The 16,278-nt window shown below is 56.0% G+C and carries 29 protein-coding genes; 28 read left to right on the forward strand and 1 reads right to left on the reverse strand.

Features of this window, described 5'->3' with window-relative positions:
- The 28 genes from ABUK73_RS00005 to rplQ form a co-directional block, all read left to right on the forward strand.
- A partial coding sequence (locus ABUK73_RS00005) for an EF-Tu C-terminal domain-related protein (protein ID WP_454892314.1) occupies positions 1-135 on the forward strand: 135 nt, incomplete at its 5' end.
- A gap of 359 nt (positions 136-494) precedes the next feature.
- Positions 495-803, forward strand: a complete 309-nt coding sequence (gene rpsJ, locus ABUK73_RS00010) for a 30S ribosomal protein S10 (RefSeq protein WP_003507767.1) — start codon at positions 495-497, stop codon at positions 801-803.
- A 170-nt stretch (positions 804-973) separates the two neighbouring features.
- Positions 974-1,615 carry a 50S ribosomal protein L3 gene (gene rplC, locus ABUK73_RS00015; RefSeq protein WP_113089519.1) on the forward strand — a complete coding sequence of 214 codons (642 nt, stop codon included), beginning with the start codon at positions 974-976 and terminating at the stop codon, positions 1,613-1,615.
- A gap of 12 nt (positions 1,616-1,627) precedes the next feature.
- The gene (gene rplD / locus ABUK73_RS00020; RefSeq protein ID WP_077123217.1) at positions 1,628-2,248 is read left to right on the forward strand and encodes a 50S ribosomal protein L4; all 621 of its coding nucleotides are present in this window, start codon (positions 1,628-1,630) and stop codon (positions 2,246-2,248) included.
- Entirely contained in the window at positions 2,245-2,538 is a 294-nt protein-coding gene (locus ABUK73_RS00025; RefSeq protein ID WP_062451321.1) for a 50S ribosomal protein L23, read from the forward strand. Before rplD ends, ABUK73_RS00025 begins: the two co-directional genes overlap by 4 nt.
- 44 nt (positions 2,539-2,582) lie before the next feature.
- Positions 2,583-3,419, forward strand: coding sequence for a 50S ribosomal protein L2 (gene rplB, locus ABUK73_RS00030; RefSeq protein ID WP_111838908.1), 837 nt, complete (start codon positions 2,583-2,585; stop codon positions 3,417-3,419).
- 15 nt (positions 3,420-3,434) lie between these two features.
- Positions 3,435-3,713: a 30S ribosomal protein S19 gene (gene rpsS, locus ABUK73_RS00035; protein WP_045230774.1), complete on the forward strand. Its 279-nt coding sequence runs from the start codon at positions 3,435-3,437 to the stop codon at positions 3,711-3,713.
- A gap of 2 nt (positions 3,714-3,715) precedes the next feature.
- Positions 3,716-4,105 (forward strand): 50S ribosomal protein L22, encoded by a 390-nt coding sequence (gene rplV / locus ABUK73_RS00040; protein WP_037172087.1) that lies wholly within the window; start codon positions 3,716-3,718, stop codon positions 4,103-4,105.
- Positions 4,105-4,839, forward strand: coding sequence for a 30S ribosomal protein S3 (gene rpsC, locus ABUK73_RS00045; protein WP_113089518.1), 735 nt, complete (start codon positions 4,105-4,107; stop codon positions 4,837-4,839). Before rplV ends, rpsC begins: the two co-directional genes overlap by 1 nt.
- A gap of 38 nt (positions 4,840-4,877) precedes the next feature.
- Positions 4,878-5,291 (forward strand): 50S ribosomal protein L16, encoded by a 414-nt coding sequence (rplP, locus tag ABUK73_RS00050; RefSeq protein ID WP_042618528.1) that lies wholly within the window; start codon positions 4,878-4,880, stop codon positions 5,289-5,291.
- 12 nt (positions 5,292-5,303) lie between these two features.
- On the forward strand, positions 5,304-5,504 hold the full coding sequence (gene rpmC, locus ABUK73_RS00055) for a 50S ribosomal protein L29 (RefSeq protein ID WP_042618527.1): 201 nt from the start codon (positions 5,304-5,306) through the stop codon (positions 5,502-5,504).
- 12 nt (positions 5,505-5,516) lie between these two features.
- Positions 5,517-5,753, forward strand: a complete 237-nt coding sequence (gene rpsQ, locus ABUK73_RS00060; RefSeq protein ID WP_062451325.1) for a 30S ribosomal protein S17 — start codon at positions 5,517-5,519, stop codon at positions 5,751-5,753.
- A gap of 233 nt (positions 5,754-5,986) precedes the next feature.
- Positions 5,987-6,355 (forward strand): 50S ribosomal protein L14, encoded by a 369-nt coding sequence (gene rplN, locus ABUK73_RS00065; RefSeq protein ID WP_003495199.1) that lies wholly within the window; start codon positions 5,987-5,989, stop codon positions 6,353-6,355.
- A 12-nt stretch (positions 6,356-6,367) separates the two neighbouring features.
- Positions 6,368-6,676, forward strand: coding sequence for a 50S ribosomal protein L24 (gene rplX, locus ABUK73_RS00070; protein WP_353575552.1), 309 nt, complete (start codon positions 6,368-6,370; stop codon positions 6,674-6,676).
- Positions 6,669-7,226 carry a 50S ribosomal protein L5 gene (rplE, locus tag ABUK73_RS00075; protein WP_113089516.1) on the forward strand — a complete coding sequence of 186 codons (558 nt, stop codon included), beginning with the start codon at positions 6,669-6,671 and terminating at the stop codon, positions 7,224-7,226. Before rplX ends, rplE begins: the two co-directional genes overlap by 8 nt.
- Positions 7,227-7,259: 33 nt before the next feature.
- Positions 7,260-7,565, forward strand: a complete 306-nt coding sequence (gene rpsN, locus ABUK73_RS00080; protein WP_353575553.1) for a 30S ribosomal protein S14 — start codon at positions 7,260-7,262, stop codon at positions 7,563-7,565.
- A 12-nt stretch (positions 7,566-7,577) separates the two neighbouring features.
- Positions 7,578-7,976 (forward strand): 30S ribosomal protein S8, encoded by a 399-nt coding sequence (gene rpsH / locus ABUK73_RS00085; RefSeq protein ID WP_062589337.1) that lies wholly within the window; start codon positions 7,578-7,580, stop codon positions 7,974-7,976.
- Between the two features lie 42 nt (positions 7,977-8,018).
- Entirely contained in the window at positions 8,019-8,552 is a 534-nt protein-coding gene (rplF, locus tag ABUK73_RS00090; RefSeq protein WP_113089515.1) for a 50S ribosomal protein L6, read from the forward strand.
- 12 nt (positions 8,553-8,564) lie between these two features.
- Positions 8,565-8,927: a 50S ribosomal protein L18 gene (rplR, locus tag ABUK73_RS00095; RefSeq protein ID WP_353575554.1), complete on the forward strand. Its 363-nt coding sequence runs from the start codon at positions 8,565-8,567 to the stop codon at positions 8,925-8,927.
- A 120-nt stretch (positions 8,928-9,047) separates the two neighbouring features.
- The gene (gene rpsE / locus ABUK73_RS00100; protein WP_062589340.1) at positions 9,048-9,617 is read left to right on the forward strand and encodes a 30S ribosomal protein S5; all 570 of its coding nucleotides are present in this window, start codon (positions 9,048-9,050) and stop codon (positions 9,615-9,617) included.
- Between the two features lie 11 nt (positions 9,618-9,628).
- The gene (rpmD, locus tag ABUK73_RS00105) at positions 9,629-9,835 is read left to right on the forward strand and encodes a 50S ribosomal protein L30 (protein WP_045230765.1); all 207 of its coding nucleotides are present in this window, start codon (positions 9,629-9,631) and stop codon (positions 9,833-9,835) included.
- A 16-nt stretch (positions 9,836-9,851) separates the two neighbouring features.
- On the forward strand, positions 9,852-10,331 hold the full coding sequence (gene rplO / locus ABUK73_RS00110; protein ID WP_353575555.1) for a 50S ribosomal protein L15: 480 nt from the start codon (positions 9,852-9,854) through the stop codon (positions 10,329-10,331).
- A gap of 317 nt (positions 10,332-10,648) precedes the next feature.
- Complete coding sequence (gene secY, locus ABUK73_RS00115) at positions 10,649-11,989, forward strand: preprotein translocase subunit SecY (RefSeq protein WP_113089513.1); 1,341 nt, start codon at positions 10,649-10,651, stop codon at positions 11,987-11,989.
- Complete coding sequence (locus ABUK73_RS00120; RefSeq protein ID WP_353575556.1) at positions 11,986-12,600, forward strand: adenylate kinase; 615 nt, start codon at positions 11,986-11,988, stop codon at positions 12,598-12,600. The genes secY and ABUK73_RS00120 overlap by 4 nt, the downstream gene beginning before the upstream one ends.
- Positions 12,601-12,824: 224 nt before the next feature.
- Positions 12,825-13,193, forward strand: coding sequence for a 30S ribosomal protein S13 (gene rpsM, locus ABUK73_RS00125; RefSeq protein WP_353575557.1), 369 nt, complete (start codon positions 12,825-12,827; stop codon positions 13,191-13,193).
- A 138-nt stretch (positions 13,194-13,331) separates the two neighbouring features.
- The gene (gene rpsK, locus ABUK73_RS00130) at positions 13,332-13,721 is read left to right on the forward strand and encodes a 30S ribosomal protein S11 (RefSeq protein WP_007766864.1); all 390 of its coding nucleotides are present in this window, start codon (positions 13,332-13,334) and stop codon (positions 13,719-13,721) included.
- Positions 13,722-13,907: 186 nt separating this feature from the next.
- Positions 13,908-14,918 carry a DNA-directed RNA polymerase subunit alpha gene (locus tag ABUK73_RS00135; protein ID WP_003495228.1) on the forward strand — a complete coding sequence of 337 codons (1,011 nt, stop codon included), beginning with the start codon at positions 13,908-13,910 and terminating at the stop codon, positions 14,916-14,918.
- 119 nt (positions 14,919-15,037) lie between these two features.
- Positions 15,038-15,463, forward strand: coding sequence for a 50S ribosomal protein L17 (gene rplQ / locus ABUK73_RS00140; RefSeq protein ID WP_062451336.1), 426 nt, complete (start codon positions 15,038-15,040; stop codon positions 15,461-15,463).
- 117 nt (positions 15,464-15,580) lie between these two features.
- Here the strand turns inward: rplQ and ABUK73_RS00145 are convergent, their stop codons facing one another.
- Positions 15,581-16,276, reverse strand: a complete 696-nt coding sequence (locus ABUK73_RS00145; protein ID WP_353575558.1) for a DUF930 domain-containing protein — start codon at positions 16,274-16,276, stop codon at positions 15,581-15,583.
- Positions 16,277-16,278: the final 2 nt, after the last annotated feature.

The raw sequence follows: 16,278 nt of genomic DNA on the forward strand, positions 1-16,278 counted from the left end.
GTTATGCCAGGCGACAACGTTACCGTTGCTGTTGAGCTGATCGTTCCAATCGCGATGGAAGAAAAGCTGCGCTTCGCTATCCGCGAAGGCGGCCGTACCGTCGGCGCCGGCATCGTCGCTTCGATCGTCGAGTAATAAAGGCTGACGGTGCCATGGCATCGTCGCGAATAGAGCAGGGGGCAATTCCTGCTGTGTGTTAGTGGCCGATGGCGGTGTGAAAGACACCGCCATAGGACGTTTTATAAAAAGCGTTGCGGCGTTGCATTTTTAAGGCTTGAAAAATTCGGTGAAAGCGCGTAAACGCGCACTCACACTCACCAGTTGGATTCGCGATCCGTTGCGAGTCCCGGTGATTTCAACATTACAGACTACCGAAATGATTGGGATGTTGCTTTGCATTCCTCTTGATTTTTGAAAATCTGCGGCGCCACGATCAACAGGTTCATGTATTTCCGCGTGCGGAAATCCAAAGACAAAGAACAAGGACAAGACGAATGAACGGCCAGAATATCCGTATCCGCCTCAAGGCGTTTGATCACCGGATCCTCGATGCCTCTACCCGTGAAATCGTGTCGACCGCCAAGCGCACCGGCGCCAGCGTTCGCGGCCCGGTTCCACTGCCGACCCGCATCGAAAAGTTTACCGTCAACCGCTCTCCTCACGTTGACAAGAAGAGCCGTGAGCAGTTCGAAATGCGGACGCACAAGCGTCTTCTCGACATCGTAGACCCAACCCCACAGACCGTCGATGCTTTGATGAAGCTCGACCTGGCTGCTGGCGTTGACGTCGAAATCAAGCTCTAAGACCTCGGCCTGACCTTGCGAAAGTAAGGGCCGATATAACAAGGAAGGTACGTGGAGCAATCCAACGACTTCCAATCCGGAGACCGGAAACGTCGTGAGATGTCGAAGGGAACTCCTTAACAAAGGCCACAGAGGGTTCTCCCTTGAAGGCTCGCAAGAGGATTGAACCAATGCGTTCAGGTGTGATTGCACAGAAAGTGGGTATGACCCGGGTCTATAACGACGCCGGTGAGCATATTCCAGTAACGGTACTGCGTTTGGACAACGTACAAGTTGTTTCCCAGCGCACAGAAGACAAGAATGGCTACACCGCAGTTCAGCTCGGTGCCGGCCAGTCCAAGGTCAAGAATACGACAAAGGCACTTCGCGGTCATTTCGCCGCCGCCAGCGTCGAGCCGAAAGCAAAGCTCGTTGAGTTCCGGGTTTCCCCCGAGAACCTCATCGACGTCGGTGCAACACTGACCGCAGATCATTTCCAGACAGGCCAGCTGGTAGACGTTACCGGCACGACGATCGGTAAAGGTTTTGCCGGTTCGATGAAGCGCCACAACTTCGGTGGTGGCCGCGCGTCGCACGGTAACTCCATCTCGCACCGTGCACATGGTTCGACTGGTTCGAACCAGGATCCGGGCAAGGTCTGGAAGGGCAAGCGCATGGCTGGTCATATGGGCAGCACACGCGTCACCACCCAGAATCTGGAAGTGGTTTCGACCGATGAGGGTCGCGGTTTGATCCTCGTGAAGGGCGCCGTTCCCGGTTCCAAGGGTTCCTGGATCATCGTCCGCGACGCCGTTAAGTCGGCAGCGAAGTAAGGGAGCCTCATCATGGAATTGAACGTCAAAACCCTCGAGGGAAAAGACGCCGGCACGGTATCCCTGTCGGACGAAATTTTCGGCCTCGACCCGCGCCAGGACATCCTGGCCCGCATGGTTCGTTACCAGCTTGCCAAGAAGCAGCAGGGAACGCACAAATCCAAGAACCGTTCGGAAGTTTCCCGTACGGGTGCAAAGATGTACAAGCAGAAGGGTACGGGCCGCGCTCGTCACCATTCGGCTCGCGCACCGCAGTTCCGCGGCGGCGGCAAGGCCCATGGCCCAGTCGTTCGTAGCCACGCTCACGATCTTCCCAAGAAGGTTCGTGCGCTTGCTCTGCGTCACGCTTTGTCTGCAAAGCTGAAGTCCGAAGAACTGATCATTGTCGATCAGCTCGTTGCGACCGATGCAAAGACAAAGGGCCTGCTTGGCCACTTCGCAACGCTTGGCCTGACCAACGCTCTCGTAATTGGCGGCGCTGAACTTGATGGCAACTTCAAGCTCGCAGCTCAGAACATTCCGAATGTGGACGTTCTGCCGATTCAGGGCATCAATGTTTACGACATCCTGCGCCGCGGTAAGCTCGTGCTGTCCAAGGCTGCGGTAGAAGCCCTCGAGGAGCGGTTCAAATGACGGATCTTCGCCACTACGACGTGATCGTATCTCCTTCGATCACAGAAAAGTCGACGCTGGTCTCTGAACAGAACCAGGTCGTATTCAACGTCGCCAAGGACGCTTCGAAGCCTGAGATCAAGGCAGCTATCGAAGCACTCTTCGGCGTCAAGGTCACGGCAGTGAACACGCTTATCCGCAAGGGTAAGACCCGTCGTTTCCGTGGATTCGCTGGTAAGCGTAAGGATGTCAAGAAAGCCATCGTTACGCTGGCTGAAGGTCAATCCATCGACGTGTCCACCGGACTCTAAAGGTTAGGCCCAAGCGGGCAAAGACCCAAAAGGGAACAAATACAATGGCATTGAAAAGTTTCAATCCGACCACGCCAAGCCAGCGTCAGCTGGTTATCGTGGACCGTTCTTCGCTCTACAAGGGCAAGCCGGTAAAGGCTCTTACAGAGGGCCTCAGCTCGAAGGGTGGCCGTAACAACCAGGGCCGGATCACCGTTCGTTTTCAGGGCGGCGGTCACAAGCGGACCTACCGTCTGGTAGACTTCAAGCGTCGTAAATTCGACGTTGAAGGTACGGTCGAGCGTCTGGAATATGACCCTAACCGCACCGCATTCATCGCGCTCGTGACATACACGGACGGCGAACAGGCTTACATTCTCGCGCCACAGCGTCTCGCTGCCGGTGACAAGGTGATCGCCTCCGAAAAGGCAGTGGACGTGAAGCCAGGCAACACAATGCCTCTTCAGTACATTCCAGTCGGATCGATCATCCATAACGTCGAGATGAAGCCTGCAAAGGGTGGTCAGATTGCCCGCTCTGCCGGTACTTATGTCCAGCTCGTTGGTCGCGATGCAGGGATGGCGATCCTTCGCTTGAACTCCGGTGAGCAGCGTCTGGTGCATGGTTCTTGCCTTGCATCCATCGGTGCTGTCTCGAATGCCGATCATGGCAACATCAACGACGGCAAAGCCGGTCGTTCACGCTGGCGCGGCAAGAAGCCTCACGTTCGCGGTGTCGTGATGAACCCGGTCGACCACCCACACGGTGGTGGTGAAGGTCGCACGTCGGGTGGTCGTCACCCGGTTACCCCTTGGGGTAAGCCTACCAAGGGCAAGCGCACCCGCTCGAACAAATCGACCGACAAGTTCATCATGCGTTCGCGCCATCAGCGCAAGAAGTAAGAGAGGAACTCTCAAATGGCTCGTTCAGTATGGAAAGGTCCGTTTGTTGACGGCTATCTTCTCACTAAGGCTGAGAAGGTACGTGAAGGCGGACGCAATGAAGTGATCAAGATCTGGAGCCGTCGCTCCACGATCCTGCCGCAGTTCGTTGGTCTGACATTCGGCGTCTACAACGGCAGCAAGCATGTGCCCGTCTCGGTCAACGAAGACATGGTCGGCCACAAGTTCGGTGAATTCTCTCCGACCCGGACCTATTACGGTCATGGTGCGGACAAGAAGGCAAAGAGGAAGTAATCATGGCGAAGGCTAAGACCGAACGCCGGCTGAAGGACAATGAGGCTCAGGCCATTGCCCGTACGCTCCGCGTCAGCCCCCAGAAACTGAACCTGGTTGCCGCTCTTATCCGTGGCAAGAAGGTTGATCGCGCTCTCGCCGAGCTCGAATTCTCCCGCAAGCGTATCGCTTCCACCGTCAAGAAGACGCTGGAATCGGCAATCGCTAACGCTGAAAACAACCATGACCTCGACGTCGACGCTCTCGTTGTCGCCGAGGCCTATGTCGGCAAGTCCATCACCATGAAGCGTTTCCACGCTCGTGGCCGTGGTCGTGCATCGCGTATCGAAAAGCCGTTCTCTCACTTGACGATCGTTGTTCGTGAAGTGGAAGAAAAAGGGGAGGCCGCATAATGGGTCAGAAAATCAATCCAATCGGCTTCCGCCTCGGCATTAACCGTACGTGGGATAGCCGCTGGTATGCAGACACTGCCGAATACGGCAAGCTTCTGCACGAAGACCTGGCTATCCGCGCTTACCTGATCAAGGAATTGAAGCAGGCTGGCATCGCCAAGGTTATCATCGAGCGTCCGCACAAGAAGTGCCGCGTGACCATTCACTCGGCTCGTCCGGGTCTGATCATCGGCAAGAAGGGTGCAGACATCGAGAAGCTTCGCAAGAAGATTTCTGAGATGACCGCTTCTGAAACGCACCTCAACATCGTTGAAGTGCGCAAGCCTGAAATCGACGCAACGCTTGTTGCTCAGTCGATTGCTCAGCAGCTTGAGCGCCGCGTGGCATTCCGCCGTGCAATGAAGCGCGCTGTTCAGTCCGCACTGCGTCTTGGCGCCGAAGGCATCAAGATCACCTGCGGTGGCCGTCTCGGCGGCGCTGAAATCGCTCGTACCGAATGGTACCGCGAAGGTCGCGTTCCTTTGCACACGCTGCGTGCAGACATCGACTACGGTGTAGCAGAAGCTACAACGGCATTCGGTATTTGCGGCATCAAGGTCTGGATCTTCAAGGGCGAAATCCTTGAGCACGATCCGATGGCTTCTGAACGTCGTGGTCTAGAAGGCGATGCACAGGGCCCTGCAAGCCGTGAGCAGCGCGGTGATCGTGGCGACCGTCGCCGCGAAAACGCTTGATTGACGCTGGCGAAAGATAAGCTCGGAGAAGTTAGAAAATGTTGCAGCCAAAGCGTACTAAGTACCGTAAGCAGTTTAAGGGTCGCATTAAAGGTGTGGCCAAGGGCGGCTTTGACCTGGCATTCGGTGAATTCGGCTTGAAGTCGCAGGAACCGAACCGCGTGAACGCGCGCGAGATCGAGGCGGCCCGCCGCGCGATCACGCGTTACATGAAGCGCGCTGGTCGTGTGTGGATCCGCGTATTCCCAGACACTCCGGTTACGGCGAAGCCGACCGAAGTCCGTATGGGTAAGGGCAAGGGTTCTGTTGAATACTGGGCATGCAAGGTCAAGCCCGGTCGTATGATGTTCGAGATCGACGGTGTTTCCGAGGAGATCGCCCGCGAGGCGCTTCGTCTCGGCGCTGCCAAGCTCTCGGTGAAGACGCGCTTCGTTCAGCGCATCGCAGAGTAAGGAGCAGGCACCATGAAAGCCGAAGACGTTCGCGGCCTCAGCGCCGATCAGCTCAAGGACAAGCTTGCCGACCTGAAGAAAGAGCAGTTCAACCTGCGCTTCCAGAAGGCAACCGGCCAGTTGGAAAAGTCCTCGCGCATTGACGAAGTCCGCAAGGACATCGCCCGCGTGAAAACCATTGCCCGCCAGAAGGCGGCAGAAGCCAAGGCCTAAAGGAAGAATAATATGCCTAAACGCATTCTGCAGGGCGTCGTTGTGTCCGACAAGAACGAGAAGACTGTCGTAGTTCGCGTCGAGCGCCGATTCGCTCACCCGCTGCTTCAGAAGACCGTTCGCCGTTCGAAGAAGTACAAGGCGCACGACGAAAACAACCAGTACAAGATCGGCGATGTCGTTTCCATCGAGGAATGCGCACCGATTTCCAAGGACAAGCGCTGGACGGTCGTTTCCGCCCAGGCATAATTTCAACTGATTTTCGCGCAGCTCTTGCTATATGCGCGAAAGTCTGTATGAAGCAGCGCAAGGACGCTCGTTCACGGGCGTTCTTTTGCTTTGATGCGCACGGAAGGTCCGTTAGGAAACCACCCTGTCACGATTATTCCGCGCGAAAACAGAGACATTTCATAAGCTGGAACAGGGGGCTGTTTCTATAAACTTGCCCAACCGGTCCGGTAACAACAAGAAGGCGACCTGACATGATTCAGATGCAAACAAACCTCGACGTGGCGGATAATTCCGGCGCACGTCGTGTCATGTGCATCAAGGTGCTGGGCGGCTCGAAGCGTAAGTATGCTTCCGTTGGCGACATTATTGTCGTTTCTATCAAGGAAGCCATTCCGCGCGGCCGCGTCAAGAAGGGCGACGTGATGAAGGCGGTCGTTGTTCGTACCGCGAAAGACATCCGCCGCGCTGACGGCAGCGTCATCCGTTTCGATAACAACGCAGCCGTTCTTATCGATAACAAGAAAGAGCCGATCGGCACCCGTATCTTCGGACCGGTTCCACGCGAACTTCGCGCAAAGAACCACATGAAGATCATCTCGCTGGCTCCAGAAGTACTGTAAGGAGCGATAGCGATGCAAAAGATCCGCAAAGGCGACAAGGTTGTCGTATTGACCGGTAAGGACAAGGGCCGTACCGGCGAAGTAACACAGGTCTTGCCGAAAGAAGACCGGGCTGTCGTGAGTGGCGTAAACATGGTGAAGCGTCACCAGCGCCAGACCCAGAGCCAGGAAGCCGGCATCATCAACAAGGAAGCTTCCTTGCACCTTTCCAACCTCGCCATCGCCGATAAGGATGGCAAGCCGACTCGCGTTGGTTTCAAGGTTGTTGACGGCAAGAAGGTCCGCGTGGCCAAGCGTTCGGGAGAAGTGATCGATGGCTGAGTCCAAGTACGAGCCGCGTCTCAAGACTGAATACGTTTCCCGTATTCGTGGCGCAATGCAGGAGAAGTTCTCCTACGCTAACGTTATGATGATCCCCAAGCTGGACAAGATCGTCATCAACATGGGCGTTGGTGAAGCAACTGCTGATTCGAAGAAGCCAACGGTTGCTGCTGGCGATCTGGCGGCAATTGCCGGTCAGAAGCCTGTCATCACCAAGGCTCGCAATTCGATCGCGGGCTTCAAGGTTCGCGAACATATGCCAATCGGTGCGAAGGTTACTCTTCGCGGCGCACGCATGTACGAATTCCTTGATCGTCTGGTCAACATCGCGCTTCCGCGCGTTCGCGACTTCCGGGGTCTGAACCCCAAGAGCTTTGACGGCCGTGGCAACTTCGCCATGGGCATCAAGGAACACATTGTGTTCCCTGAGATCAACTACGATAAGGTTGATCAGATGTGGGGCATGGACATCATCGTTTGCACGACGGCGACGTCGGACGACGAAGCGCGGGCTCTTCTGACAGAGTTCAACTTCCCGTTCCGTCAATAACCGTAACGACGAGCGTAGAAAAGGAACTACGATATGGCGAAAACAAGCGCAGTTGAAAAGAACAAGCGCCGCCGCAAGACAGTGGCTTCGCAGGCCGGCAAGCGTTCCGCCCTGAAGGCTATTGTCATGAACCAGTCCCTTCCGATCGAAGAGCGGTTCCAGGCAACTCTGAAGCTCGCTTCGCTGCCGCGTGACGGCTCGAAGACGCGTATCCGCAACCGCTGCGAAGTAACGGGCCGTCCGCGCGCGTTCTACCGCAAACTCGGAATGTCGCGTATTGCGCTTCGCGAGTTGGGCAACTCCGGCAAGGTGCCGGGTATTGTCAAGTCGAGCTGGTAAGGAGACGGGCACATGACAATGACTGATCCGTTGGGTGATATGCTCACCCGAATCCGCAATGGTGCTGCCCGTCGCAAGTCTTCGGTCAACACGCCAGCATCCAGCCTCCGCGCACGCGTTCTCGACGTGCTGCAGGCTGAAGGCTACATTCGCGGTTATTCCAAGGTCGATTTCGAGAACGGCAAGTCCGAACTCACCATCGAACTGAAATACTACGAAGGCGCGTCCGTGATCCGTGAGATCGGCCGCGTGTCCAAGCCGGGCCGCCGGGTTTATGTCTCGGTCAAGTCCATTCCGCAGGTCGCGAACGGCCTCGGCATTAGCATTCTTTCGACTCCGAAGGGTGTTATGGCCGATCACCAGGCTCGCGAACAGAACGTTGGTGGCGAGGTTCTTTGCTCGGTCTTCTAAGACTGAGCAGGGATCTCCTTAACGGACAGACAGGATAGAAATATGTCTCGTATCGGTAAAAAGCCCGTTCAGGTTCCTGCAGGTGTGACGGCCAGTGTCGACGGCCAGAAGATTACTGCCAAGGGTCCTAAGGGTGAACTGTTCTTCGTCGCCAATGACGAAGTCCAGGTTAAACTGGAAGATAACGCGGTTTCGGTTACGCCTTCCAATGACAGCAAGGAAGCTCGTTCCAAGTGGGGCATGTCCCGCACGATGGTCGAGAACATCTTCAAGGGTGTCAAGGACGGCTACGAACGCAAGCTCGAAATCAACGGCGTTGGTTATCGTGCGGCCATGCAGGGCAAGAACCTGCAGCTGGCACTCGGTTTCAGCCACGACGTGATTTACCAGACTCCGGAAGGCATCACGATTGCCGTTCCCAAGCCAACGGAAATCATCGTTTCGGGTATTAACAAGCAGCAGGTCGGTCAGGTTGCCGCGGAAATCCGCGAATACCGTGGTCCCGAGCCCTACAAGGGCAAAGGCGTCAAGTACGCTGAAGAACGGATCATCCGCAAAGAAGGCAAGAAGAAGTAAGGATCACGCGAAATGGCTAGCAGGAAAGAAGCACTTGCACGTCGCGCGAACCGCGTGCGCCGCCAGATCAAGGCGGTTGCCAACGGTCGCCCGCGCCTGTCGGTTCATCGCTCGTCGAAGAACATCTACGTTCAGGTCATCGATGATGTGGCTGGAAAGACGCTTGCGTCTGCCTCCACGCTCGAGGCTGATCTGCGCTCGTCCCTGAAGACGGGTGCAGACGTTGCAGCAGCTGCCGTTGTTGGCAAGCTGGTTGCTGAACGTGCCGGCAAGGCTGGTATCAAGGATGTCGTATTCGACCGCGGCGCTTTCATTTACCATGGCCGCATCAAGGCTTTGGCTGAAGCAGCCCGCGAAGGCGGTCTGAACTTCTAATGACTTTATCCGCCCGGACAACGTTTCGGGCGGATTTCACCGGACCATGCGGGCTTCAGCAATGAAGCCGATGGTCTTTTCGTTTGCCGTTCCACCCGTAAAAGAAAAAGGAAAAGGACAATGGCACAAGAAAAAAGAGGTTCTCGCGACGACCGCCAGAACCGTGAAGAGCGCGATAGCGAATTCGTCGACAAGCTGGTCGCGATCAACCGCGTAGCGAAAGTCGTCAAGGGCGGCCGTCGTTTCGGTTTTGCTGCTCTCGTTGTTGTAGGCGATCAGAAGGGCCGCGTTGGCTTCGGTCACGGCAAGGCTCGTGAAGTTCCTGAAGCAATCCGCAAGGCAACTGAAAGCGCAAAGCGCGATCTCATTTTCGTTCCGCTTCGCGATGGTCGCACGCTGCACCACGACGTCAACGGTCGTCACGGCGCTGGCAAGGTTCTGCTGCGCTCGGCAAAGGCCGGTACCGGTATCATCGCCGGTGGCCCGATGCGCGCTGTTTTCGAAACGCTCGGCGTTCATGACGTCGTCGCAAAGTCGACCGGTTCCTCGAACCCATACAACATGGTTCGCGCAACGTTCGACGCTCTGAAGCACCAGGTTCATCCGAAGGACATCGCTGCACAGCGTGGTCTCAAGTATGCGACCCTTCAGTCCCGCCGCGCCGCTTCCGGCAACGCGACTGAAGAATAAGGAGCAGTATCATGGCCAAGAAGACTACTGAAGCCAAGACGACTGTTACGGTCGAACAGATCGGCAGCCCAATTCGCCGCCCTGCGGTTCAGCGCCAGACGCTGATCGGCCTGGGTCTCAACAAGATGCACCGTCAGCGCACTCTGGAAGATACCCCAGCTGTTCGCGGCATGATCCGTGCTGTCCAGCATCTCGTTCGCGTCGTAGACGAGAAGTGAGACGGAGGAAGTCATCATGAAACTCAATGAAATTAAAGACAACGAAGGCTCCACGAAGGACCGTATCCGCGTAGGTCGCGGTATTGGTTCCGGCAAGGGCAAGACCGGTGGTCGCGGCGTCAAGGGTCAGAAGGCTCGTTCCGGCGTTGCCATCAACGGCTTCGAAGGCGGTCAGATGCCAATCTACCGTCGTCTGCCAAAGCGCGGCTTCACCAACATCTTCGCATCTGAATTCGTCACCGTTTCGCTCGGTCGCGTTCAGGCTGCTATCGATGCAGGCAAGCTCGATGCCAAGGCAACGATCGATGCTGCTGCTCTCAAGGCTGCTGGCGTTATTCGTCGCCCGAAGGACGGCGTTCGCATTCTGGCTGACGGCGAGCTGACAACGAAGGTTTCCTTCGAAGTTGCTGGCGCTTCCAAGCCTGCTGTTGAAAAGATCGAGAAAGCTGGTAGCTCTATCAAGCTTCTGGTTGTTGCAGCGGAAGCCGCAGAGTAATATAAGATGCTGAACGCCCGGTGTGTTTCACTCCGGGCGTTCGCGCTCTAAAGTCGCATAAGCCTTTGAATCCTAATCGATTATATCGAGGATTATGCGGAAACTCTCAAGCAGCGTGAAAATGTTGCGGGGAGAGCCTCACAGTTCTGAAGCATTCAGGTGAATGTGGAGCGAACGAACGAAAACAAGGGTGAGGCATGATTTCGGCGAAAAAGCCGTGATCCGTCCGAAGCCCGGTTTTTGAACCAGTATCTTTACGACCTTTTCCGGAATTGCCGGTTTCCGTGCCGCTGGACAAGGGTCATGCGGAGAAATTTATGGCTTCAGCAGCGGAACAACTGGCCTCAAACCTGAATTTTTCGACCTTCGCGAAAGCTGAAGATCTGAAAAAGCGCCTCTGGTTTACCCTTGCCGCACTTCTCGTTTATCGTCTTGGTACGCATATTCCGCTTCCTGGTCTGAACCCGGAAGCCTATGCTCGGGCCTTTCAGGGTCAGGCCAACGGTATCCTCGGTCTCTTCAACATGTTTGCGGGCGGCGCCGTTGAGCGCATGGCGATCTTCGCGCTCGGCATCATGCCTTACATTTCCGCATCGATCATCGTACAGCTGATGACATCGGTCGTGCCTTCGCTCGAAGCCTTGAAAAAGGAAGGCGAGGCGGGCCGCAAGATCATCAACCAGTACACGCGCTACGGCACTGTGCTTCTCGGCACGCTGCAGGCTTACGGTATTGCCGCCGGTCTCGAAAGCGGGGCAGGGCTGGTCATAGATCCAGGCTGGTTCTTCCGCGTGTCGACCGTCATCACCTTGCTTGGCGGCACGATGTTCCTGATGTGGCTCGGTGAGCAGATCACATCGCGCGGTATCGGTAACGGTATTTCTCTGATCATCTTTGCAGGTATTGCCGCAGGTCTGCCGAAGGCTCTGGCTGGTACGCTGGAACTGGGTCGGACCGGTGCTCTGTCCACGACGCTGATTCTCACCGTCGTTGTCGTTGCTATCGGCGTGATCGCGCTGATCGTTTTCGTGGAGCGTGCGCAGCGTCGTCTTCTGATTCAATATCCGAAGCGGCAAGTCGGCAACCGTATGTTCCAGGGCGATACATCGCATCTGCCTTTGAAGCTCAACACGGCTGGCGTTATTCCTGCGATCTTCGCATCCTCGCTGCTGCTGCTGCCTGCGACCGCCGCCGGCTTCACCAACAGCACGAACCTGCCACCATGGGCGACGGCCATCATTGCGTCTCTTCAGCACGGACAGCCGCTGTTCATGCTGCTTTACGGCCTGCTGATCGCCTTCTTTGCTTTCTTCTACACGGCTATCGTCTTCAATCCGAAGGATACGGCTGACAATCTGAAGAAGCATGGCGGCTTTATTCCAGGCATTCGCCCCGGCGAGCGCACGGCTGAATATATCGACTACGTGTTGACGCGCATCACCGTTGTGGGTGCCATCTACCTCGTCTTCGTCTGTATTCTTCCTGAAACGCTTATCGCGCGCACAGGTATCCCATTAGCCCTTGGTGGTACTTCGCTTTTGATCGTAGTCAGTGTAACTCTTGATACTGTGGCACAGATTCAGGGTCACCTGATCGCCCAGCAATATGAGGGGCTGATCAAGAAATCGAAACTGCGTGGAGGAAAGAGGGGACGATGAGACTGATATTTTTGGGACCACCGGGAGCTGGCAAGGGAACCCAGGCGAAGCGGCTGACCGATAAGTACGGTATTCCGCAGCTGTCTACGGGCGATATGCTCCGGGCGGCCGTCAGCGACGGTTCTGAGATCGGCAAGCGCGCCAAGGAAGTCATGGATGCTGGCGGTCTCGTATCGGATGATATCGTCAACCAGATCGTTTCCGAACGTATCGAGCAGGCGGACTGTGCCAAGGGGTTCATCCTTGACGGTTACCCGCGCACTGTTCCGCAGGCCAAGGCGCTTGCGGAAAACATGCGGCAGAAGAATCTCGTGCTCGATGCTGTTATCGAGCTGAAGGTGGACGAAGAGGCGCTCATTCGCCGAATCGAAAACCGCGTGGCAGAAACGATTGCCGCAGGTGGCACGGTTCGTTCGGATGACAATCCAGAATCGTTCCGCAAGCGTCTTTCCGAATACCGCGAAAAGACGGCACCTTTGTCCGCCTATTACGAGGGGCAGGGCGAGCTTGTGGTGCTGGATGGCATGGCGCATGTCGATGATGTGACCGTCGCTATCGAGGGTGTTCTTGAAAAAGCACCAAATGCAGCCGCTTCTGCTGCGCGTATCTAAAGAATCTTGGCGGAGCCGGTTGCTTTTTTGAACCGATTCCGTTAAACACCGCGCCAACTCGCGACAACCCAAGCGACTGGCGCGGATTTTCCTTTAGGGAAGGAAAGTCCGGGTTCGGTCGTTTTGACTTGTGACGAACAGGAATTTGAACTGGCGGCAAACTCGTGCCGCTCAAATGAAAGCACCACTTGCCGGATGGCAACTGGAACGCAAGGAGAATAGACGTGGCACGTATCGCTGGCGTCAACATCCCGACGGCTAAGCGCGTTGTTATCGCTTTGACCTATATTCACGGGATTGGTCCGAAATTCGCGCAGGAAATCATGGACAAGGTCGGTATTCCGGCTGAGAAGCGCGTTCATCAGCTGACGGATGCCGAAATCCTTCAGATCCGCGAAGCCATCGACCGCGACTATCGCGTCGAGGGTGATCTTCGTCGCGAAACCGCGATGAACATCAAGCGCCTGATGGACCTCGGTTGCTACCGTGGCCTTCGCCACCGTCGTGGCCTTCCGGTCCGCGGTCAGCGCACGCACACCAACGCTCGTACCCGTAAGGGTCCGGCGAAGGCGATCGCTGGTAAGAAGAAGTAATTTTCCGGTTCTCCGGAAAGGGGAGGCTGGTGCAAGCCGCACCAGCCTTTCTGAGTTTGGCGAGATGTTTCTCAGGAAGCTGATCGCCGGTGTAGCCGCTGGTGTTACGGCGGTGAAGAGATCAATGAAAGGTATATCATGGCCAAGGAAGCCACACGCGTACGCCGCCGCGAACGCAAAAATATCACGTCGGGTGTTGCGCACGTCAACTCGACCTTCAACAACACGATGATCACCATCACCGACGCGCAGGGCAATGCTATTGCCTGGTCGTCTGCTGGTGCAAAGGGCTTCAAGGGTTCGCGTAAGTCGACTCCTTTTGCTGCTCAGATCGCTGCTGAAGATTGCGCCAAGAAGGCTCAGGAACACGGCATGAAGTCGCTTGAGGTAGAGGTTTGCGGTCCAGGTTCGGGTCGTGAGTCCGCACTTCGCGCTCTCCAGGCTGCCGGTTTCATGATCACCTCCATCCGCGACGTGACGCCGATCCCGCACAACGGTTGCCGCCCGCGCAAGAAGCGTCGCGTCTAACGCGTTTCTGTCTGGGAATTCCGCCTTGCCTTTGGTCTGGCGGAATTTTCGCGTAATCGGCGTGTGGTTGCCGGCTTGTCCGGTTTTCCGACGCTTTCAAACCCTCCGATGAACCTTCGGGTTCCTCTCGGTGATCATGCTCGGTCCGCCACGATTGGATGGTGGCGGCGAACGGAAGGTTTAAAGATGATTCAAAAGAATTGGCAGGAACTGATCAAGCCGAACAAGGTCGAGTTCACGTCTTCCAGCCGCACCAAGGCAACGCTGGTTGCCGAGCCGCTGGAACGCGGTTTCGGTCTGACGCTCGGTAACGCGCTCCGTCGCGTTCTCTTGTCGTCTCTGCGTGGCGCCGCTGTGACAGCGGTACAGATCGACGGCGTTCTGCACGAGTTCTCCTCTATTCCCGGCGTTCGGGAAGACGTGACTGATATCGTGCTGAACATCAAGGAAATCGCCATCAAGATGGATGGTGACGATTCCAAGCGCATGGTCGTGCGCAAGCAGGGTCCAGGTGCCGTTACCGCTGGCGATATCCAGACGGTTGGCGACATCGAAATCCTCAATCCCGACCACGTTATCTGCACGCTTGATGATGGCGCTGAAATCCGTATGGAATTCACCGTCAACAACGGCAAGGGCTACGTGCCTGCAGAGCGTAACCGCGCGGAAGATGCACCTATCGGTCTTATTCCGGTGGACAGCCTTTATTCTCCGGTCAAGAAAGTGTCCTACAAGGTGGAAAACACCCGTGAAGGTCAGGTTCTGGACTACGACAAGCTGATCATGACGATTGAGACCAACGGTTCGGTTTCCGGCGAAGACGCCGTTGCCTTCGCCGCTCGCATTCTTCAGGACCAGCTGGGCGTCTTCGTCAACTTCGACGAGCCGCAGAAGGAAGCAGAAGAAGAATCTGTCACCGAACTGGCATTCAACCCGGCGCTTCTCAAGAAGGTCGACGAGTTGGAACTGTCCGTTCGTTCGGCAAACTGCCTGAAGAACGACAACATCGTCTACATTGGCGACCTCATTCAGAAGACCGAAGCCGAAATGCTTCGCACACCGAACTTTGGTCGCAAGTCGCTCAACGAAATCAAGGAAGTTCTCGCTTCCATGGGTCTGCATCTCGGCATGGAAGTGCCAGCATGGCCACCAGAGAACATCGAAGATCTCGCTAAGCGTTACGAAGACCAGTATTAACCAATAAAAAGGCAGGCCCTTTAAAGACTGCCTTTCCCCGTCAAACAGCAGGCACGTCGCCTGCATGTGCCAGGAAACGGCAGGGCCGAACAGGAAACCTGCATTAAAGGAGAATAGCAATGCGCCACGGAAATTCAGGCCGCAAGCTCAATAGAACCGCCAGCCACCGCAAGGCAATGTTTGCCAACATGGCTGCTTCGCTCATCACCCATGAGCAGATCGTAACAACTCTGCCAAAGGCGAAGGAAATTCGCCCGATCGTAGAAAAGCTGGTAACCCTCGGCAAGCGCGGCGACCTGCACGCTCGTCGTCAGGCTATCTCGCAGATCAAGGACCAGGACGCTGTTCGCAAGCTGTTCGAAGCCATCGCTGAACGTTACGCAACCCGCAACGGCGGCTACCTGCGTATCATGAAGGCTGGCTACCGTCAGGGCGACAACGCTGCCATGGCTGTTGTCGAGTTCGTAGAACGCGACGTAGACGCCAAGGGCAAGGCCGACAAGGCTCGCGTTGCTGCAGAAGCTGCTGAAGCCGAAGCTGCATAATATTTGGCGCTTAAAAGCGTCAGGTGAATAAAAGCCGGGTGAGCTATCACCCGGCTTTTTTGTTTTGGTGGTCCGTATAGTAAGTCAGGTGGCTATCACGGGGTGTCGTGGGTTGGGTCAATCAGACGCTCCATCTTCATCCGGCAAATTGTGGTCGGTCCAGATTTCTCTTGGAATCGAATCTCCCAGCAGAAATTCAAATGCAACGACTTGCCTTTCATCCGTTGCCAGTTGGCATTTAAATTGAAGACGATACCAATCACGCTCGCTGTGGATGGCCGCACCCTCGGCGACGAAATTGCTGCCTGACAATTTAGGATCTGCCATGGCATAGGCCACGACCCGGTCTGGCTTCAGTTCCTTGCTCCACGCGCCGACCTGCGCCATGGCCTCCAGATTGCAAAGCTGTTCAATCTGCTCTGCTGGCGCCAGCTGTTTCAGCGCCTCTCGCGCCTGTCTGCTGCGGCGGTCGGCAAGAACATCTTGCGAGAGCATCCGCGATGGCTTCACAAATTTCGTTTCGTTGTCCTCATCCGGGACCTTCGGCGGCGGTGTTATCGTGCTTGCCGCTGGATCGGTAATGGGTTCGTTAGCGGGTGAAGAAGAAATCGCTGAAGGGGTAGGCTGAGCTGGCTGGCGCGGGGTAGGGACTGACGGGATGATTTCCACACTGATGCTGCCATCTTGCAAGACAAAATTTGGTGCAGGCGAGGGCGTGAGAAAAATGGAAATACAGAGAAGCCCATGAAACAGGACGGAGAGAACGACGCACCAGCCGTTCATCCTTCGTGCTACTTTTTGGGCCTCCCTCATCA

Source organism: Agrobacterium vacciniicorymbosi, from assembly GCF_040427045.1.
Lineage (GTDB): Bacteria > Pseudomonadota > Alphaproteobacteria > Rhizobiales > Rhizobiaceae > Agrobacterium.